This window comes from Tianxiuia mixotrophica (genome assembly GCF_050596425.1).
Classification (GTDB): domain Bacteria; phylum Bacillota; class Clostridia; order Peptostreptococcales; family Acidaminobacteraceae.
Map to the genome: position 1 here is coordinate 2,368,057 of NZ_CP192292.1, position 19,471 is coordinate 2,387,527.

At 39.1% G+C, this 19,471-nt stretch carries 20 protein-coding genes; all 20 read left to right on the plus strand.

Features of this window, described 5'->3' with window-relative positions:
* Positions 1-64: 64 nt before the first annotated feature.
* The 20 genes from recN (at position 65) to ACQ4KW_RS10340 (ending at position 19,467) form a co-directional block, all read left to right on the plus strand.
* A complete protein-coding gene (gene recN / locus ACQ4KW_RS10245) occupies positions 65-1,744 on the plus strand; it encodes a DNA repair protein RecN (RefSeq protein ID WP_430886442.1) in 1,680 nt (559 codons plus the stop codon).
* A 25-nt stretch (positions 1,745-1,769) separates the two neighbouring features.
* Complete coding sequence (gene spo0A, locus ACQ4KW_RS10250) at positions 1,770-2,555, plus strand: sporulation transcription factor Spo0A (RefSeq protein WP_430886564.1); 786 nt, start codon at positions 1,770-1,772, stop codon at positions 2,553-2,555.
* A gap of 24 nt (positions 2,556-2,579) precedes the next feature.
* Positions 2,580-3,761 carry a GGDEF domain-containing protein gene (locus ACQ4KW_RS10255; protein ID WP_430886443.1) on the plus strand — a complete coding sequence of 394 codons (1,182 nt, stop codon included), beginning with the start codon at positions 2,580-2,582 and terminating at the stop codon, positions 3,759-3,761.
* Between the two features lie 148 nt (positions 3,762-3,909).
* Positions 3,910-4,794: a site-specific tyrosine recombinase XerD gene (xerD, locus tag ACQ4KW_RS10260; protein ID WP_430886445.1), complete on the plus strand. Its 885-nt coding sequence runs from the start codon at positions 3,910-3,912 to the stop codon at positions 4,792-4,794.
* 72 nt (positions 4,795-4,866) lie between these two features.
* Positions 4,867-6,042 (plus strand): phosphopentomutase, encoded by a 1,176-nt coding sequence (locus ACQ4KW_RS10265; RefSeq protein WP_430886446.1) that lies wholly within the window; start codon positions 4,867-4,869, stop codon positions 6,040-6,042.
* Between the two features lie 26 nt (positions 6,043-6,068).
* The gene (locus ACQ4KW_RS10270; RefSeq protein WP_430886447.1) at positions 6,069-6,893 is read left to right on the plus strand and encodes a purine-nucleoside phosphorylase; all 825 of its coding nucleotides are present in this window, start codon (positions 6,069-6,071) and stop codon (positions 6,891-6,893) included.
* Between the two features lie 180 nt (positions 6,894-7,073).
* Complete coding sequence (locus ACQ4KW_RS10275) at positions 7,074-8,399, plus strand: pyrimidine-nucleoside phosphorylase (RefSeq protein ID WP_430886448.1); 1,326 nt, start codon at positions 7,074-7,076, stop codon at positions 8,397-8,399.
* A 251-nt stretch (positions 8,400-8,650) separates the two neighbouring features.
* On the plus strand, positions 8,651-9,142 hold the full coding sequence (locus ACQ4KW_RS10280; RefSeq protein ID WP_430886450.1) for a ferritin family protein: 492 nt from the start codon (positions 8,651-8,653) through the stop codon (positions 9,140-9,142).
* A 160-nt stretch (positions 9,143-9,302) separates the two neighbouring features.
* A complete protein-coding gene (locus ACQ4KW_RS10285) occupies positions 9,303-10,421 on the plus strand; it encodes a hypothetical protein (RefSeq protein WP_430886451.1) in 1,119 nt (372 codons plus the stop codon).
* A gap of 359 nt (positions 10,422-10,780) precedes the next feature.
* Positions 10,781-12,067 carry a CCA tRNA nucleotidyltransferase gene (locus tag ACQ4KW_RS10290; protein ID WP_430886452.1) on the plus strand — a complete coding sequence of 429 codons (1,287 nt, stop codon included), beginning with the start codon at positions 10,781-10,783 and terminating at the stop codon, positions 12,065-12,067.
* Between the two features lie 17 nt (positions 12,068-12,084).
* The gene (locus ACQ4KW_RS10295) at positions 12,085-12,858 is read left to right on the plus strand and encodes a segregation and condensation protein A (RefSeq protein WP_430886453.1); all 774 of its coding nucleotides are present in this window, start codon (positions 12,085-12,087) and stop codon (positions 12,856-12,858) included.
* The gene (scpB, locus tag ACQ4KW_RS10300) at positions 12,848-13,438 is read left to right on the plus strand and encodes an SMC-Scp complex subunit ScpB (protein WP_430886454.1); all 591 of its coding nucleotides are present in this window, start codon (positions 12,848-12,850) and stop codon (positions 13,436-13,438) included. Before ACQ4KW_RS10295 ends, scpB begins: the two co-directional genes overlap by 11 nt.
* A gap of 4 nt (positions 13,439-13,442) precedes the next feature.
* Positions 13,443-14,156 carry a pseudouridine synthase gene (locus ACQ4KW_RS10305; protein WP_430886455.1) on the plus strand — a complete coding sequence of 238 codons (714 nt, stop codon included), beginning with the start codon at positions 13,443-13,445 and terminating at the stop codon, positions 14,154-14,156.
* The gene (locus ACQ4KW_RS10310; RefSeq protein WP_430886456.1) at positions 14,156-14,623 is read left to right on the plus strand and encodes a hypothetical protein; all 468 of its coding nucleotides are present in this window, start codon (positions 14,156-14,158) and stop codon (positions 14,621-14,623) included. The genes ACQ4KW_RS10305 and ACQ4KW_RS10310 overlap by 1 nt, the downstream gene beginning before the upstream one ends.
* Positions 14,624-14,837: 214 nt before the next feature.
* Positions 14,838-15,410, plus strand: coding sequence for a class I SAM-dependent methyltransferase (locus tag ACQ4KW_RS10315; protein ID WP_430886457.1), 573 nt, complete (start codon positions 14,838-14,840; stop codon positions 15,408-15,410).
* Positions 15,411-15,429: 19 nt separating this feature from the next.
* Positions 15,430-16,188, plus strand: a complete 759-nt coding sequence (gene surE / locus ACQ4KW_RS10320) for a 5'/3'-nucleotidase SurE (RefSeq protein ID WP_430886458.1) — start codon at positions 15,430-15,432, stop codon at positions 16,186-16,188.
* A gap of 574 nt (positions 16,189-16,762) precedes the next feature.
* On the plus strand, positions 16,763-16,972 hold the full coding sequence (locus tag ACQ4KW_RS10325) for a 4Fe-4S binding protein (RefSeq protein ID WP_430886459.1): 210 nt from the start codon (positions 16,763-16,765) through the stop codon (positions 16,970-16,972).
* A complete protein-coding gene (locus ACQ4KW_RS10330) occupies positions 16,972-18,108 on the plus strand; it encodes a 2-oxoacid:acceptor oxidoreductase subunit alpha (RefSeq protein ID WP_430886461.1) in 1,137 nt (378 codons plus the stop codon). The genes ACQ4KW_RS10325 and ACQ4KW_RS10330 overlap by 1 nt, the downstream gene beginning before the upstream one ends.
* Positions 18,108-18,929 carry a 2-oxoacid:ferredoxin oxidoreductase subunit beta gene (locus ACQ4KW_RS10335; RefSeq protein ID WP_430886463.1) on the plus strand — a complete coding sequence of 274 codons (822 nt, stop codon included), beginning with the start codon at positions 18,108-18,110 and terminating at the stop codon, positions 18,927-18,929. Before ACQ4KW_RS10330 ends, ACQ4KW_RS10335 begins: the two co-directional genes overlap by 1 nt.
* Position 18,930: 1 nt before the next feature.
* Positions 18,931-19,467 carry a 2-oxoacid:acceptor oxidoreductase family protein gene (locus tag ACQ4KW_RS10340; RefSeq protein WP_430886464.1) on the plus strand — a complete coding sequence of 179 codons (537 nt, stop codon included), beginning with the start codon at positions 18,931-18,933 and terminating at the stop codon, positions 19,465-19,467.
* Positions 19,468-19,471 lie beyond the last annotated feature (4 nt).

Consider the following 19,471-nt stretch of genomic DNA (forward strand, 5'->3'; position numbering starts at 1 on the left):
TATCGGTGTCTGGAAGTGTTAATGATGTTGTTCATATTGTAAACTGTCATCTTGGAGGTCATTTATGCTTCTTGAATTATATATAGAAAATTTTGTGTTAATTGATCAGCTAACCATTCCATTTGAAAAGGGTCTAAACATCTTAACTGGTGAAACAGGGGCTGGTAAATCCATCCTTCTTGGAGCCTTGGATTTAATACTTGGTGGAAAGTTTAACAAAGATCTTATAAAAAACATTCATGAAAAATCAACAATTCAAGGCACTTTTGAAATTAACGATGATTGTACCAAACTTTTAGCAGAACATGGAATTGATGCTGAAGATGGTTTAATCATGATTTCAAGAGATATGCATCATTCTGGCCGAAGTGTTTTAAGAGCCAACGGGAGAATGGTACCTCGAAGTATCATATCTTCACTAGGCGATATCTTGATGGACATTCATGGTCAGCATGAACATCAGTCTCTTTTAAATGCAGGCACACATATTAAAACCCTGGACACATTCGCATTTGATAGCGTGAAAAAGCTTATGATCCAAGTTTCAGAATCTTATCAAAAAATGAAATCTGTTGAAAAACAACTTGATGAAATCAACTTGTCACCAGAAGAAGTACAAAGAGAGCTTGAACTCATTCGCTATCAAATTGATGAAATTGAGAAAGCTGATTTAAAATCAAATGAAGATGATGATATTGAAAATCGTCTGGAGTATTTGAAAAATTTTGAGCAAATTCATAATGTTATGCATGGTGCTCATGAGGCCTTGTCATCAGATGAAGGCATTTATAATCAACTTACAGATATTCTACGCGATGTTTCTACTGTGGAGAAATATGACGAAAGCATAGAGGAAATAAAAAAAGGACTAGAAACCGTTTTTTATACCATAGAAGGTCTGACTTCAGATATTCGTCAGTTTGCTGATGGCGTGGAATATATGCCAGAAGAGTTAACAGAAGTGGAAAATAGACTCAATGTCATCAATGACTTAAAGCGAAAATACGGACAGAATATCAGTGATGTTCTTGACTATTTCAAGGATCTTCAAAAGAGACTGGAAGAACTGGAGAACCATACAGACCGTGTGGATTCTTTAAAAAGACAGCTTAAAAAGGAACAGGAAACGTATGATGCTATTGCCCTTAAGCTGTCAATGAAACGACAACAAGCGGCCACGTCATTTGATAAGCAGATTATGCGTGAAATCCATGCCTTAAATATGAAAGACGCAAAATTTGAAACAACCTTTGAGCCATCCGATTCAAGAAGACAAGATGGTACAGATAAAGTAGAATTTATGATTTCAACCAATCCGGGTCAACCACTACGACCGCTAAAAAAAGTGGTTTCAGGTGGAGAACTTTCAAGAATCATGTTATCAATAAAGTTGATTTTGGGGAAACTAGATGGGATTCCATCTTTGGTATTTGATGAGGTCGACACTGGTATCAGTGGAAAAACGGCAAGCGTTGTGGGTGAGAAGCTACAGAAAATAGCAGATTCGCATCAAGTTATTTGTGTAACCCATTTACCGCAAATTGCTGTTATGGCAGACCATCATTTATATATTGAGAAACAAACTCAAGCGTCGGACACAGTATCATCTGTTCGATCACTTAATCATGATGAACGTATTGAAGAAATTGGACGATTGATTGGTGGAGACACAATAACTGAAACAACCAGAGTTCATGCTTTAGAGCTCTTAGAGTTGGCGAAGAAAAGAAAACTGTCATCTTGAAGGTGGGGAAAACTATGAGTGAAAAATACGTGTTCTAATCGTTGATGACAATCAGAATTTCTGTACAATTCTGAGTGAGCACATAAGTGAGCAAGACGATCTAGAAGTTGTGGGCATTGCTAATAATGGCCTAAAAGCCGTTGATTTAATCAAGGAAACAATGCCAGATATAGTTGTACTTGACATTATAATGCCACATTTAGATGGGCTGGGTGTTCTTGAAAAAGTTGGCGAGCTTGAACTGATTGATAAAATGAAGTTTATTATTTTATCAGCTGTGGGTCAAGACAACATCACAAGACGCGCCATTAATTTAGGGGCAACCTACTATGTGATTAAGCCATTTGATTTTGACCTTTTCATAGACAGACTGCGACAACTGTCAAAGACAAAGCAGAAGTCTGAAGGAGACATGGCTCAGGGTGGAGAAATTAATCCTGGAAACACAAAGAGTGAATATGTATCAATTGATGCCCGCATAACAGAAATTCTTCATAAAATTGGTGTACCACCACATATAAAAGGCTTTCAGTATATTCGTGAAGCCATACTAATGGTTTATGAAGATGCCAACTGTTTGAGCAAGGTCACTAAGATTATTTATCCTGGAATTGCTGAAAAGTTTGACACTACGGCGAGCCGGGTCGAAAGAGCAATCAGAAATGCTATTGAAATTGCAGTCAATCGAGGAAACCCAGAGTATATACAAATGTATTTTGGTCATACCCTTTCTGGTAAGAAAAACAAATTGACTAACAGTGAATTTGTAGCCCTTGTTGCAGAAAAACTCCGAATGGAAGATTCTAAGTAAACTCGTCCGAAAGGAAATCATAACGTGGTCACTAGAATTCTAACAGCTATTTTCGAGTCATTAATTTTTAGTTTCACCATGTTTGGCGTGGCGCATCGAAGAGAAGAGCGACCCGTTTATCAGCATGCCCTATTTATTTTTATAAATACGGTCATGCTTTATTTTTTGGATTTAAACAGTCTTTGGGAACTTCTCTTGTTTTTCATAGTCATGCTTGGGGCCTATACGACCATGTTTGATGTTGATTTAAAGACCACGGCTCTTGGTGGTGTAACCACCTATATATTTGTGACAATCAACCAACTGGTGTCATCACTTTTAGGACTCTTAATTTACCAAGAACGCATTGATTTTAGGATGCTCTTTCGATCAACCCATCTGCCTGTCTTGATATTTTCAACTCTTTTTGCCTTAGCCATGATCATGATGTTCAACATGTCTATTGCCATTCCAAGACGTAAGGCCAAGACGAGGGTGACTTTTTCGGACATAACCGTTCGGATCAATATAGTCTTGTCAGTTGTTCTTATAACAATGCTGAGTTGGAACTTGAGATACCTGTATAAGAACTGGGAAAACGTTAATGCTGTTCCAGGACTGGCCAGCAAAATCATAATACTTGTTATTTTTGCGGCTGCATTGGTCGGCTCAATGATGCTGGTTGTCAACCGGTACTTAATGAAAGCTATGCTTTTAAATCACATGTCTGAAACATCACAAAGAGACATTATGACAGGGACTCTTAACCGGGATGCTGGCTTAACAATCCTCAAGGATATGATGAAAGCGTCAAGAGAAAGTGGCGCTCAGCTTACACTCTGCTTTGTCGATATCAACAACCTCAAGTATGTCAATGATCAGTTCGGACATCATGAAGGGGACAAGCTGATCAGCATTGTCAGCGCCACCATTAATGAAAGTCTCAGAGACCATGATATTGTGGCAAGACCTGGTGGAGATGAGTTTATTGTTATTTTTGCAGGGTGTGATATTACAAGAGCTAGGGTTATATGGGGGAGAATTCTCGATAAGTTCAAGCGTATTAATTTAAGTGGAGAATTAGATTTTCCAGTAGGTATCAGTTCAGGCTTTGTTGAGTATGATCCGGAAAAGCACAAAACAACGAAACAGCTTCTGCGAGAGGCTGATGAAAAAATGTACAAGGATAAGAAGTCAAGACGGTCATACAGAAATTCAAGCAAGTGAAAGAGCATGCAAATTATCTAAATCTATAATTTTGTATGCTTTAAGATAAATTAAGGCTTTGCAAGTGATTGGAAAGTCGGTATAATAAAAGTATTGTTCCGCTATTAAGGACATATGTGTATAAAACGTTGAGTGAGGGGTTAATACAATGTTGGAAACAATCACTTCATTTTGTGATTATCTGAATAACGAACGAAAGCTGTCTAAGAACACTTTGGACTCTTATTCCAGGGATTTAAGAAAGTTCCATGCGTTTCTTGTTGACAATAAAATCGAATCTTTTTCAGATGTCTCTGACAACACGGTATTAACGTTCCAACTGCATTTGCAGAATCTTGGTCGTTCCACTGCTACGGTTTCTAGAAATCTAGCGACACTTCGCACATTTTTCGGGTACTTATTGGATGAAGGTCTGATTGCAAAGAATCCTACTAGGAAACTTGTATCTCCAAAAGCTGAACGAAAAATGCCGAAGGTCTTAACCTTAGCTGAAGTCGATAACCTTCTGAATCAACCGGATACAGAAAGTGAAACAGGAAAACGTGACAGAGCCATGTTAGAACTCCTGTATGCTTCGGGTATACGTGTAACAGAAATGGTTTCACTTGATATTGATGATGTCAACATAGACATTGGGTATATCAGGTGTAAGAGCGACCGGTCTAAAGACAGAATCATCCCTATAGGAAAAATGGCTAAAGATGCCGTTTTAAATTATATGGATATGTCGAGAGACAAGCTCGCTAAGGACGATACGAGTGCTCTTTTTGTAAATTATTATGGAAAGAGACTGACACGACAGGGATTCTGGAAAATTGTAAAACGTTATACACAGATGGCTGGCATAGATAAACCAATTACGCCACACACTTTAAGACATTCATTTGCAACACATTTGATCCAGAATGGTGCAGATTTAAAATCTGTACAAGAAATGCTGGGTCATTCGGACATTTCAACGACTCAAATGTATATTGAGCTCAGCAGAACCCGAATTCAAGAAGTGTACAACAAAGCGCATCCGAGAGCCTAAAAATTCAAATAGTAAAATCTATTCTGTTTAGGCAAATCTCGAATATGCGGTGTAAGCTTAGGAGGGATTCACATGGTAAACAGAGTAATTATTTTCGTAATGGACAGTGTTGGTATTGGTGCACTTCCAGATGCTGAAAAATTTGGTGATGTGGGCGTAAACACACTTGGTAATATTGCAAAGGCCAGCGAAACATTTAATATTCCGAATCTAAAAAAATTGGGTATTGGCAATATTGAAGGTTTAGAAATGATTGGTCCTTATGAAAATCCGGTAGCCGCTTACGGTCGATCTGCTGAAGTATCGAATGGTAAAGATACAACTACAGGTCACTGGGAGATGGCGGGATTATTTTTAGAAGAACCTTTCCAAACATTCCCTGGAGGATTCCCAGAAGAAGTTATAAAGGAATTCGAAGAGAAGACAGGACGAAAAGTTCTATGCAACAAGCCATATTCTGGAACTGAAGTTATTGCAGATTATGGTGAAGAACACATGAAGACGGGCAATGTAATTGTGTATACATCAGCAGACAGTGTATTCCAGATTGCCGCTCATGAAGAGGTTGTACCTCTAGAAGAACTCTATAAGATGTGTGAGATTGCCAGAAAAATTATGATGGGTGAAAATCAATTGGCCCGTATAATTGCTAGACCATTTGTTGGTGAGCTTGGCAATTTTGAACGAACTTCCAACAGAAGAGACTATTCTCTATCGCCATTTGATAAGACTGTACTGGATAACGCCAAAGAGGCAGGTCTGGATGTACAGGCTGTTGGTAAGATTGTTGACATCTTTAATGGACAAGGGATTACAGAAGACGTCCATACAAAATCAAATATGGACGGCGTTGACTGGACAATTAAGTACCTGAACACAGATTCAAAAGGTATTATTTTCACGAACCTAGTGGACTTTGATGCTAAGTTTGGCCATAGAAGAAATGTGGTCGGTTATCGTGAAGCAATTGAAGAACTTGACGCACGTATTCCTGAAATCCTCGAAGCTATGAATGATGATGACATTATCATTTTCACCGCAGATCATGGGAATGACCCAACATACAAGGGAACGGATCATACCAGAGAGTATATTCCGATTCTAGCCTATGGTAAGAATGTTAAAGCTGGTGCTGACATCGGCACTCGAAAAACGTTTGCTGATATAGCAGCAACGGCAGCGGACATTCTTGAGATCAAAGCACCGCCATTTGGTGAAAGCTTCAAATCTAAGATTTTAAATGATTAATATCCGTAATCATGAGGAGGACAAACATGGAAAATATACTTGTAAAAATTAAAGAGGCTAAGGACTTTTTAGCTGAGAAAGTAGGCTTTGAACCTGAGGTTGGCCTAATTCTTGGTAGTGGACTTGGCATACTTGCTGATGAAATCGAAAATCCAATCAAAATTAAGTATGAAGATATCCCGCATTTCCCAGTATCAACTGTTGAAGGACATGCAGGACAATTCGTAGCTGGTGATCTTGAAGGCCGTAAGGTTATAGCAATGCAGGGTCGTTTCCACTTCTACGAAGGCTATACAATGCAAGAAGTTACATTCCCAGTACGTGTTATGGTTGCCCTAGGCATTAAAAACCTAATGGTTACAAACGCTGCTGGCGGTGCAAATGAAGCATACATTCCTGGTGATTTAATGCTGATTACTGATCACATTAATTTTGCTGGATCCAATCCGCTTATAGGCAGAAACTTTGAGGAGCTAGGTCCTAGATTCCCTGATTGCTCTGAAATTTATGACAAGTCCATCAACAAAAAAGTTGAGGAAATTGCCAAAGACCAGGGCATCCGTCTACAAAAAGGCGTTTATCAAATGAACCCAGGTCCAACGTACGAAACACCTGCCGAAGTAAGAATGGCTCGTATTCTTGGCGCAGATGCTGTTGGCATGTCAACAGTTCCAGAAGCTGTGGTTGCACGTCATGCTGGTATTAAAGTGACTGGTATTTCATGCATCACTAATATGGCTGCTGGTATTCTAGATCAGCCACTCCACCACGGTGAAGTTGTTGAGACGGCGAATATGGTCAAGAAGACATTTATTCAGCTTGTAAGAAGCATCGTACCTGTTCTTAAGTAAAAAGACTGTATCCAGTCAATATTTCAGTTTGTAAATGAATATATATGTCGACCCGAACCGTCTGATTATTATTGTCAGTGAGCTCTATGAGCGAAATGGTTCGGGCTTGACTGTTTATCTTATTTAAGACTGTTTATTTCTATTAGGGTTAGAAATAATAACGAAAAGAGGGTAATCATTATGAGAATGTATGATATTATCGCAAAAAAGAGAGACGGAAAAGAATTGACGACAGAAGAAATCAAATTCTTCGTCTCTGAATATACAGCAGGCAATGTGCCAGACTATCAAGCGTCTGCACTACTTATGGCCATTTTCCTTCAAAAAATGAACACGCGTGAAACAGTCGACCTAACCCATGCTATGATGAACTCGGGAGACGTTGTTGACTTAACTGCAATTAAAGGCATTAAGGTGGATAAACACTCAACGGGTGGTGTTGGTGATACAACAACTCTAATTCTTGGACCGCTTGTGGCATCATGTGGCGTACCAGTTGCTAAAATGTCAGGTCGTGGCCTGGGTCATACTGGTGGCACACTTGATAAACTAGAAGCGATTGAAGGTTTTCAAATTGAAGTGGCCATTGAAGATTTTATAAAGAATGTAAATGAAAAAAAGATCGCAGTTGTGGGTCAAACAGCAAATATTGCACCAGCGGATAAGAAGCTATATGCACTTCGTGATGTAACAGCCACAGTGGATAATATTTCGCTTATTGCAGCGTCTATCATGTCTAAAAAATTGGCTGCGGGCAGTGACGCCATTGTACTTGATGTTAAATGCGGCAGTGGGGCTTTTATTAAAGACCTTGATGGTGCCATTGAACTATCAGAGGCAATGGTTGATATTGGCAACAACATGAAGCGAAATACCATAGGTGTTATCACAGATATGGAGCAACCTCTTGGTTTTGCTATTGGCAATGGTCTTGAAGTCAAGGAAGCCATTGATACACTTCAAAACAAGGGCCCTAAAGACCTAACAGATCTGGTACTAACACTAGGTGCAAACATGGTTCTACTGGGTGGTGGCGCTGACACTTATGATGAAGCCTTTGATCTTATAAAGTCTAAACTTGAAAATGGTGAGGCCTTTGAAAAGTTCAAAGAATTTGTTGCGGCTCAGGGTGGCAATATAGCTGTTATTGAAGATCCATCAAAGTTGCCTCAGGCTTCACATATTATTGAAGTGAAGGCAGAAAAAGCTGGTTACTTGGAATCTGTTCAGTCGGATGAAGTGGGTATTTCAGCGATGATGTTGGGGGCAGGCCGTGCTACGAAAGATGACGTTCTTGACATGTCAGCAGGTATTGTTCTTAACAAAAAAGTTGGAGACAAGGTGGATGCTGGAGAAACAATCGCAACACTTTACACTTGTGATGAAGCGAAAATTGCTCCTGCTCAGGAAAGATTCCTAAATGCTTTAACATTCACAGATCATGAAATACAGGCAAGACAGTTAATAAAGGCAATTGTTACTAAAGACGGTGTTAAAAAACTTTAGTGATAAGCAGTTTTTTAAAATGAATTATAATTATTGGGATGACTTAGAAATTTGTATAAAAATGCAAATTTCTGGTCATCCTTTTTTCTTATGTGCGTATATGAGGTTGCGAAAACTTTATGTATCTAAAATGTAAATAGATTCTTGCATCGAATTGGTTTTACCACGTTATCTGACCCGATATAAGGGTATATTTGAACTAACACCATCACTTAAACATAGAATTCGAAAGCATGGAGGGTTACATACGAATGAAAGAATTTGAAATTCAACAAGTAAAGCAAGCAATTTTAAGCGAAGTGGAAGGGTATGAGTTTTATAAACTTGCAATGGGACAGGCTAATAATTCTGAAGTAAAGGCTGCATTTGATAACCTTGCCAAAGAAGAGTTAAAGCACGTTGAATGGCTCAATCAGTTGTTTGAAAAGTTAAAAGATGATGACGAAGATTCATTTAGATTGGCAGCAATGCCTGATCCACCATCGGCGGAAATTTTTAAGTGGGACAATATTGATAGAAACAATGCCGGTTTAGCGGTCTCAGTTTTTTCTATCGGTATGCAAATGGAGAAAGCTTCTGTGGCTTTCTACAATGAAGCAGCCGAAAAAACCAATATAGAAGAGGCAAAGAAATTGTATAAGATACTGGCGCAGTGGGAGCAAGTTCACTATGATCAATTTGCAAAAGAATATGAAACACTCAAAAAAGAATGGTGGTCAGATCAAGCCTACGCTCCATTTTAACAAAAGTGGCAGGCTTATCTGGGACAAAACCTAGGTCGAAATAGACCTTGGGAACCTGTGTTTCGGAGTATACCTGGAATTTAGGCCGCTCCTTTATGGAGCGGCTGTTCATATTGTATGAAAGACAAAACAGAGTTAAACCCACCGAGGCGGTGATGATGTGCAAAGTGATGAAAACAAAAAAATAAAAGCGGATTATATTATTGAAGACAGTCAAATAAAGCAGGATCAAAAGGCGAAAAATAGGAGTGGGTTTCTGGTCTTTTCCGTCTTACTCATCCTGATAGTTGTGCCACTGGCCCTGATTTTTTACGATAGTTTTTCGAAATCTTACTCTATAGAAAGTTTAACGGGTTGGTATGAAGGTAGTTTGGTCTTTGAAACCACCGAGAACGATCCCGAAGGATACTATGATCGCTATCCGGAATACCTTGTGGCAGGGAAAATTCCTGTGGTTCTAAAAGTGGAATCGGCCCAAGGCAGTGAAGGAAAACTTACCATTATTGATGCGACTTCAAGAAGGTCAAACATTGAATATAGGATATGGATAGAAGATGGAAAGCTTATTGGCGAACCCATAGACCTCTTTAGAGATGTTGAAACAAGGTTAGACCTCTTTGGAGAAATTGATGGCGGTCAAGAAAACATGGGCTTAGAGGGATCCTTAGGTATTAAGGATCTGAACAATGAGGCCGTGGCAGTTTTTAACTTTAATGCAGATAGACAAGAAACAGACCTAAGCATTGAGTACGTTAAAGAGAATGGCATGGGTTTATTTATAAAGCAACTTGAGGACAATCAACCAGTGACTGATTTATCAGGTTTATGGCTTGATATGGCACCAACACCCGGAATACGGTTTGCCTTATTTAATAAGGGCAGTGCATTTGATCCTTCAAACAATTTGCGGATTGACTTTGATCAGCCGGATTTTATACTAATGTACCTTGATGATGAGTACGAAATAATTCCTTATGATTATGATGGAATAAGTCTCAGTGGATCAGCGGAATACTATATTATGAAAAACGGTAAAATCATTGTATCATCAAATCAGGGGAGCTATCTGGTGGATGAAATGGTGTTTGCAGGGGAAAGACTAATAAAAGTAAAACTGGGAGATATAGATCAAACACAGATCGAAAGACGAATACAAATCGAGATGTCAGGTTACATTGAAATCGAAGATGGACTTGGTTATTTATATATGGATGTTAAGATAAAAGAAAATGAAATCACACGGACCCATGAGTTAATGTTTCAACTTCTTGATGTATAGATAGAAGGCTTAGGCGCCTGCTTAGAAGGAAACATAGAATAAAACATAGAAGAAAATCTGAAGAAGTAAATTAAGAAAGACTTACAAGAAAGAAGATAATTAAGAAGGTAGTTAATTTAGAAAGAAGTTAAGAAAAAATCCTTGAAAATCCGCTTTGATCACGTATTTATAATACGCTTGTTAAGCGGATTTTCCTCCGTTGCGTTAAACTTTTTACAAGGGTATCTGAGCAAGAGGCGTCTACAGTTCAAATAATAATTGTCCTATTATCACTTTGAGTGAAGACTCTTTTATGAATCCATTAATTAAAAGGGCGAGTTTTTGCTATAATGGAATGAGACAAACTTTTGGAGGGACTTATGAAGTATAGAAAAATGGAAAACAGTGAAGTGCTCGAAAAAGTTATTCGGAATCACCCATCGCTTCAACAGCTTTTTGGTATTTTCGATGAAATTCACCAAGAAACTGGAGACCGCTACTTCCTAGTGGGTGGTTTTGTTCGTGATATACTACTAGGCGAAACATCTACTGATATTGATATAGCAGTTGAAGGCACAATAGATAAAATCATACATAAGGTCAACAACCAAATAGACTCAGAATATATATATTATGAAAGATTTCAAACGGCAACGCTTAAACTTGAAGACTTGAAAATAGATCTCATAACATGTCGAAAAGAGTCCTATGACCATGATGGGGCCTTACCCATTATTGTTCCGGGGCGTTTTGAGGACGATATTTGGAGAAGGGATTTCACCATTAATGCCATGGCCATTGAAGTGTCAAAAAAAGATGAGTTTATTCTATGTTGTCCAAAACTGGCAGAAGACGATCTTGAAAATGGACAGATTAGAATACTGCACGACCGAAGCTTTTACGAGGATCCAACGAGGATTTTCAGAGCCATCCGCTACATGTGCAGACTTGGCTTTGAAATGGAGGCCAATACCCAAAAGCAACTAATTGATGCAATTGAAAACGGAGCGCCTAGCAAGGTATCATCAGATCGAGTTTTCAGTGAAATCTGTCGTGATTTAAATGAAAAGGCAGCGTACGATATTCTCAGGGCCTATCAAGACTGGAATCTTGACCAATTTATTGCACCGGGACTGAAGTTGCCTTTAAAACTGAAGGACGACCTGGCCATGCTGGATCGCTTGGAACTGCGCTTTATTGAAGACACTGAGAATTTTGATCCCTGTGAGTTAAGACTCTTAGCGGTTTTCCACCACAACTACAATAAGGCTCAGGCTTTTATTGAAAAATTCCATTTGTCAAAACGATTTTCTAACATGCTTATGTCCATGGAAAAATTATCTGCTAGAATCAAGGCAGCCAACAGTGAAATCAAGAATTCACAAATATATGATGCCTTTTTGGATATTCAGGATGAGGTTTTACTAACCTTATATGTCTGTACAGAAACGATGCTGGTTAAAAATATAATAGAAAGATATTATACCAAACTCAAAAATGTCATTAACCCAGTAAAGGGGAGTGACCTGCTTAAGGTTGGAGTTCAACCAGGGCCAAAAGTAAGAGAATTGCTAAATGAGGTGATGAATGCTCATTTAGATGGTATAATAGAAAACCGAGATGATGCAATTGAGTATGTTAAATCTCGCGTTGAGGAAATGCAGTAAATGAAAAAGGTGAAAGCATGGCTTATGAAATTAAATTAGAAGCATTTGAGGGACCGTTTGATCTTTTAATACACCTCATAAATATTAATGAAATTGAGGTGCATGATATACCCATTCATCAAATTACCATGCAGTATTTAGAGTATCTTGATGCAATGCAAGATCTTGATATGGACATTGCCAGTGAATTTTTAGTTATGGCTGCGACCCTTATAGAAATCAAATCTAAAATGCTTCTGCCATCAAGAGATGATGAGGATTATCAGACAATGTTTGATCTTGGTGACCCAAGGGCTGACCTTGTTATGAAATTGGTAGAGTATAAAAAATATAAAAATGTGGCTTCATTTTTTAAGGGACGCGAAAAAGAGTTTGGTAAAACGATTCTAAAAGACCAGGAAGATCTGGAGCCTTTTGTGAAGAAGTATACCAATGAGGAGTTGAACTCGGGCCTAGAAAGTGATCTCTTGATAGAAGCCGTAAAACGTATTTTAAATAATGTTAATAAGGAAGATCAAGGGCGTAAAGGATTCTTTCAGTCCCTAAAAAGAGACGCCTATACAGTTGAGCAAAAAATGGACCTCATTCGGGATCGTATTTTATCATCGGAAAGAATTTATTTTGAGACCCTGTTTGCTGAAGACTATATTAAGTCGGAGGTTATTGTCACTTTTCTGGCAATTCTAGAACTTTTAAAGCTCAAGACAGTTAAAATTAAACAAGATAAGTTATTTGATAGAATAGAGATTTATAGAAACAATCATTTGGAGAGTGAAACAATTGGAGCATAAGAAAGCAAAGTCAATTATTGAGTCCATGCTTTTTGTCTGGGGGGAGCCCCTTTCTGTCCAAAAGCTGGCAAGCATTTTAAATATGTCAAGAAGAGAGATTCGGGAACTTGTCGCTGAAATGACTGACGAGTTTGAAATAGAAGAAAGAGGTGTCAGACTAATAGAGGTCGACAATCACTATCAACTCACCACGGCGCCTGAAAACTACGAATGGCTACAAGAACTGAGCACCAAGTCAAAAAGCAAGGGTTTAAGTCATTCAAGTCTTGAAGTTCTAGCAATTGTGGCTTACAGACAGCCTATAACAAGATCAGAAATAGAACAAATTAGAGGGGTAAAGTGTGAAAAGCCAATTAACCACTTGTTAGAAAGAGACCTTATTGAAGAACAAGGGCGACTTGAGCGCATTGGTAAACCAATTATTTATGGGACTACAAAAATGTTTCTTTCAGGTTTTGGGTTTTCATCATTAAAGGATTTACCACCAATAGATGATTTTCATAATGTCGAGTTTTTAATGGCAGATGATGAGAATGATCTTGAAGATGAGGATCAAGCACAAGTGGAGAAAAAGGAATAAGAGCATGCTGAGATTACAAAAATACATGGCTTCCTGTGGTGTGGCATCACGCAGGAAAAGTGAAGAGTATATACAAGCGGGAATGGTCAAGGTCAATGGGCAAGTTGTGACTGAACTCGGTTTTAAGGTTGATCCGGCAAATGACCGGGTCTATTTTAATGATAAGCTCATAGAGCCTGAAACAGAAAGTGTCTACATACTTCTAAACAAGCCAACAGGCTATATAACATCTGTTAAAGACCAGTTTGACAGACAGACTGTGATCGACTTGATCCAAGGTGTTGAGGCTAGAATATATCCAGTGGGTCGTCTTGATTATGACACTTCGGGACTGCTCATATTAACAAATGATGGAGACTTAACAAATCAAATAACCCACCCGAGTCACAAGGTGGAAAAAACATATGTGGCAAAGGTCAGTGGTCATCTGGGTAAACTGGAGTTAAAAAAACTTCAAGAAGGTGTTGATATTGGAGACTATTTGACAGCCCCAGCCAGAGCAAAGATTCTTAAGCAAGTTGGGAAGCACACCCTTGTAGAGTTAACCATTCATGAAGGGAAAAATCGTCAGGTCAGAAGAATGTTTGAAGCTATTGACCACCCTGTGATCACCCTTGATAGGGTTGCTATCGGTCGCATAAAAAAGAGTGACTTAAAAGTGGGTTCATGGCGACCGCTTACTGAAAAAGAAGTGGCATACTTAAAAGGAGGGGCATAATGATTACTGTAAACAAGACAGAAATGAAGGATTTAAAAAATCTAAAAATATTCTTGAAGGCATATAATTTAGAAGAAACTCTTTTTATGGATCGCCTAGATCAAACTGTGGTGATTTTAGACGGTCAAACCATACTTGGCTTCGGAGCCTTTATTATAAAAGAAGACATTGGTCTTATAGATGTGGCACTGATTGGTGAGGAAATGCTTTGGCCAACAATGGGGGATGGTCTGATCAAGACGATGCTTAATACCCTTGATTTAAGAGGTGTAAAAAAAGCATACCTGCTTTCTGATGATGGGCATGACAAGACAATAATAAAAATAGGATTGATGAAAAGCGATCAAACAGCGGAAGATGTCTTAGCTCTGGTGGATGGTCCTTGGATTATAAAATCACTCAATAATGTTTATGAAACTGACCTGCCTGATTTCTTTGACCATGCCTGTCATTCGGCAAAAAAATAGTTTGAGTTTTACACTGGAGCAATTTTTAGTTGAAGAAGCAAATTTATAGGCCTTATGAAAGTTGACTTAATGAGTTTTTAGGATTGAGCGACTTGCAAAATATCATTAAGAACCCTCGCTAAAGCATATATTGATATTAAATGATCCAATTTCTATATATGCTTTAGCGAGGCCGTGGATCTTAAATTTGCAAGTCCTTGAATTAGGTGTTTACATGAAAAATAGAAGAAAATTAAAAACAGCAACTCAGATCTTTAAAATGTTGGTAGGGCCATTTGTTTTTGAAGGTATGACTGCAGTTGACTGTACAGTTGGCAATGGACATGACACACTTTTTCTTGCTGAGGCTGCAGGGCCTGGTGGTCGCGTCTATGGTTTTGATGTTCAGGCCTCGGCCATTGAATCCACTAAGAAAAGAGTGGAAGATCATGACAATATTTCTGAAGTGACTTTATTTCATAAAGGGCATGAAAAATTAAAAGAGTGTATCCATGAAGACGTGGATATTGTGGTTTACAATTTAGGCTATCTGCCAAGACATGATAAGTCCATAACAACAATGACTGAAACAACCATTGAAAGTGTTAAACAGGCCATGTCTATTATAAAGCCAGGTGGCCTTGTAAGCATCATCGCCTATCCAGGTCATGAAGAAGGGGCCAATGAGCTGGCTGGATTATCAGAACTATTAAAAAATATTGATCAGAACAACTTTGATGTTTTAAAATCAGAATTTATAAATCAAAAGAATAGACCACCTATTCTCTTTTTAATAGAGAAAAGGTAGAACGTGTTGAGGTGAGGCTATGAGAATTTTACTGACAAATGATGATGGCATTTATGCCAAAGGCTTAAGAACCCTAATAGAAAGATTGTGCAAAGAGCATGAACTTTATGTCATTGCTCCATCGGTTGAGCAAAGTGCAAAAAGTCATTCCATTACCATGCACCATCCCATAATGGTTAAAGCCGTAGATTTATATGAGAACGTTGCAGCAGCCTATGCCATTGGAGGTACACCGGCGGACTGTGTCAAGATTGCCATTGAGGAGTTGCTTGATGTTAAACCTGATATTGTTGTTTCAGGGATTAATGATGGTCCCAATTTAGGGAATGACATTATTTATTCTGGAACTGTCGCAGCTGCTGTTGAGGGTAGCTTTTATGATGTGAACTCAGTGGCTGTTTCCTTGTCAGGCCGCAATAATACAGATTTTACAGCTGCAGCGGACTTTATTGCTGATAACCTACAGGCTTTTTCGGAAATGGACCTACCAGTAGATACTGCAATTAATGTCAATGTACCATGTATACCAGCTGAGGATATAAAGGGCACCAAAGTAACATCTGTTGGCACTCGAAAATACGCCAACACATTTGACCATAGACATACTCCAAGAGGAGAAGCGTACTACTGGCTTGCAGGTCAACCCCTTGAAGCGCAGCAGAATGGAGACTCTGATATTAAGGCTATTAAAGAAGGCTACATCAGTGTCACGCCAATTCGATTTGATTTTTCTTTTAAGGCTCTTAATAAAGACTTAGAAGATATATTCAAGAAGTAGAGGGAAACTATCCTCATACATGGGATTAACTTTGTGTATATTTCACAATAGAATTGGCCCTGTATTGTATACAATCTAAGTTATGGCGGATAAACGCATGGTTTATCCGCCATTCTTGCTTTTTTGTGAAATTGTGTCCCGAATTTAACAGTTTCGTGAAGGATTTATCATATTCCCCTGCAAAAAAACAGTAAAAAAAACCACAAAGTCCGTTTTGCGTACAATATACCATTCTGTATACAATAAATTCCCTGTCTAATTGTATACGAAAGTATGCGTCGATAATCCTGCAATTATAAGGGCGGCATGTAATAATAGCCTATAAATGAAACCTCCAGAAGTATTGGAAAATGGAGATTCTACCAATATGGAATGATCGGATGGATGGGGACGTGTATGGAGAAATGACATTGTATGCAATTATTCTGTTAATACAATATACGAATCTTCAAACATACGAGATGAAGGAGATCCTGCATAGGGAAACGTTTTCTTGTATACATTGAAATATCTCTTGCATTATAAAATAGCTGTGCTATCATTGAACACGAAGAACGCAAAGGAGGTCACCATTTTGAGTACAAATCGTGAAAACATAGAAGTGAAACTCAACAAAGCATGGTGTAAAGGTTGCAACATTTGTGTTGCATTTTGTCCAAAACAAGTATTAGGTTTAGATTCAAACGGTAAGATTGAGATGTTGGATGCTGAGAACTGTATCAAGTGTGGTCAGTGTGAGCAAAGATGTCCTGATTTCGCAATATTCCTAGGAGGTAAAGAGTAATGGCTAAGAACTTCAAACTCCTTTCAGGTAATGAGGCATGTGTAGAAGGTGCCCTGTACGCAGGCATGAAATTCTACGGTGGTTACCCAATCACACCTTCTACAGAAATCGCAGAAAAATCTGCTGAAGAACTTCCTAAGGTAGGCGGAAAGTTTATTCAAATGGAAGATGAAATCGCTGGTATTGCAGCTGCAATTGGTGGCTCAATCGCTGGTCTGAAGTCAATGACGGCAACATCTGGCCCTGGCTTCTCATTAAAGCAAGAAAATCTTGGTTACGCTGCAATCGCAGAAATTCCACTGGTTGTTGTAAACGTTCAGCGTGGTGGCCCATCTACTGGTCTACCAACTGCACCTGCACAAGGTGACGTTATGCAAGCAATGTGGGGAACGCATGGTGATCATCCGGTGATCGCTGTATCTCCAATGAGTGTTACAGAAACATTCACTGAGACTGTACGTGCATTTAACCTTGCGGAAAAATACCGTACACCTGTTATTGTACTGACTGACGAAGTTGTTGGTCACATGAGAGAGAAACTTGAAATTCCTGCTCCAGGCGAGCTAGAAGTTTATGATAGAATTCGTCCGGAAGCTGACGACAAAGATTACTTGGCTTACAAAGTAGAAGAAGGCGACCTGGTTCCAAAAATGGCAGCTTTCGGCTCTGGCCACCGTTATCACATCACGGGTCTTTTCCATGATGAAACTGGCTTCCCGTCAAACAGCACTGCAAATGCAGAAGTTATGCTGGACAGAATGATGAGAAAAGTCTCTGATAACCTTGATGATATTCTTTCACTAGAAGAATTCATGACAGAAGATGCTGAGCACCTAATCATTTCTTACGGTTCGACTGCACGTGCAGCGAAGTCTGCAGTGAAGACACTTAGAGCAGAGGGTGTTAAGGTTGGTCTTCTAAGACCTATCACAATTTGGCCTTACCCAGCTGAAAGAACGATTGAACTTGCTAAGCAAGTGAAGTCTATTACAGTTGCTGAAATGAATCTAGGTCAGCTTAAACTGGAAGTAGAACGTGTCGTTAAGAGCGAAGCTCCTGTACAGCTTTCTGGTAAAGCGAATGGTGAAGTTCTAACTCCAAGCGATATCATAGCGAAAGTTAAGGAGGCTCTATAATGAATAATCCTATTACAGAAAAATTATTCCGTATGGATCGCCTACCACATATCTGGTGTCCAGGCTGTGGTCATGGTATAATTATGGGAGCACTAGCACGTACGATTGACAAGCTAGGCTATAAAAAAGATGATGTGTGCATCGTTTCAGGTATTGGTTGTTCTTCAAGAGCGCCTGGTTACCTTGATTTCAACACACTACACACGACTCATGGTCGTGCACTTGCATTCGCAACTGGCGTGAAACTTGCCAATCCTGATCTGAAAGTTATTGTCATCTCAGGGGATGGTGATGCTTCTGCAATTGGTGGTAACCACCTAATTCACGCTGCGCGTCGTAATATTGATATCACTACAATTGTTTTTAACAACAACATTTATGGTATGACTGGCGGACAATACTCGCCGACAACTCCAACAAATGATTTCGGTACAACGGCACCTCATGGTAACATTGACAAGCCGTTTGACATTGCAAACCTAGCTGCAAGCGCTGGAGCGACATATGCTGCACGTGGAACTGCGTTCCATGTGACACAGCTTGAAAAGCTTTTTGAAAAGGCTCTTGAGCACACAGGTTTCTCTATGGTTGAAACTATCAGTACGTGCCCGACTTACTATGGACGTAAGAACAAAAAAGGTTCTGCTCCAAACATGCTAAAGTTCCTAAAAGATAACTTTATTGATGTTAAGGTTGCAGAAAAACTTCCAGAAGAGAAGAAAGCTGGAAAGTTCCTAATGGGCGAGTTCAAGTGCGAAGAAGCACCTGAATACACTGCACAGTACCAGAAGATCATCGATCGTTTTGCGGAGGAGAAATAATATGAATCATGTTGAAATGAGACTCTCTGGATCGGGTGGACAAGGTTTAATCCTTGCTGGTATCATTCTTGCTGAAGCGGCACTACTTGACGGTAAGAATGCTATTCAATCTCAATCATACGGTCCCGAAGCACGTGGTGGTGCAAGTAAAGCTGAAGTAATCATCAGCGATGCAGATATTGATTTCCCAAAAGTTCAGTCGCCAGATCTTATCCTGGCGTTGACTCAAGTTGCTAGCGACAAGTACATTGAAGAAATTAAGGAAGAGGGCATGGTTGTGGTTGATGAATCAATCATCTTGCCTGAAGGTCTTAAAGCTAAAAAAATTGTACAAGTTCCAATCATGCAGACGGCTGCTGAAAAAGTAGGCAAGTCTATTGTTGCGAACATTGTTGCACTTGGTCTAATTGCAGGTCTTACAAACTGCGCTTCAAAAGAAAGTGTAGAAAAGGCTGTTCTTAGCCGAGTTCCAAAAGGCACTGAAGACTTGAATAAGTCAGCGCTTGAGGAAGGTTATCGTTTAGCGGCGGCTCAATAAAATT

Bases quoted from the DNA above. Each gene is read 5' to 3' on its own strand.
- ACQ4KW_RS10330 (WP_430886461.1), top strand. From the start codon at position 16,972: ATGGCTAAGAACTTCAAACTCCTTTCAGGTAATGAGGCATGTGTAGAA.
- ACQ4KW_RS10335 (WP_430886463.1), top strand. From the start codon at position 18,108: ATGAATAATCCTATTACAGAAAAATTATTCCGTATGGATCGCCTACCA.
- ACQ4KW_RS10315 (WP_430886457.1), top strand. From the start codon at position 14,838: ATGAAAAATAGAAGAAAATTAAAAACAGCAACTCAGATCTTTAAAATG.
- recN (WP_430886442.1), top strand. From the start codon at position 65: ATGCTTCTTGAATTATATATAGAAAATTTTGTGTTAATTGATCAGCTA.
- ACQ4KW_RS10305 (WP_430886455.1), top strand. From the start codon at position 13,443: ATGCTGAGATTACAAAAATACATGGCTTCCTGTGGTGTGGCATCACGC.
- ACQ4KW_RS10265 (WP_430886446.1), top strand. From the start codon at position 4,867: ATGGTAAACAGAGTAATTATTTTCGTAATGGACAGTGTTGGTATTGGT.
- ACQ4KW_RS10340 (WP_430886464.1), top strand. From the start codon at position 18,931: ATGAATCATGTTGAAATGAGACTCTCTGGATCGGGTGGACAAGGTTTA.
- ACQ4KW_RS10280 (WP_430886450.1), top strand. From the start codon at position 8,651: ATGAAAGAATTTGAAATTCAACAAGTAAAGCAAGCAATTTTAAGCGAA.
- ACQ4KW_RS10275 (WP_430886448.1), top strand. From the start codon at position 7,074: ATGAGAATGTATGATATTATCGCAAAAAAGAGAGACGGAAAAGAATTG.
- surE (WP_430886458.1), top strand. From the start codon at position 15,430: ATGAGAATTTTACTGACAAATGATGATGGCATTTATGCCAAAGGCTTA.
- ACQ4KW_RS10290 (WP_430886452.1), top strand. From the start codon at position 10,781: ATGAAGTATAGAAAAATGGAAAACAGTGAAGTGCTCGAAAAAGTTATT.
- xerD (WP_430886445.1), top strand. From the start codon at position 3,910: ATGTTGGAAACAATCACTTCATTTTGTGATTATCTGAATAACGAACGA.
- ACQ4KW_RS10295 (WP_430886453.1), top strand. From the start codon at position 12,085: ATGGCTTATGAAATTAAATTAGAAGCATTTGAGGGACCGTTTGATCTT.
- ACQ4KW_RS10310 (WP_430886456.1), top strand. From the start codon at position 14,156: ATGATTACTGTAAACAAGACAGAAATGAAGGATTTAAAAAATCTAAAA.
- ACQ4KW_RS10270 (WP_430886447.1), top strand. From the start codon at position 6,069: ATGGAAAATATACTTGTAAAAATTAAAGAGGCTAAGGACTTTTTAGCT.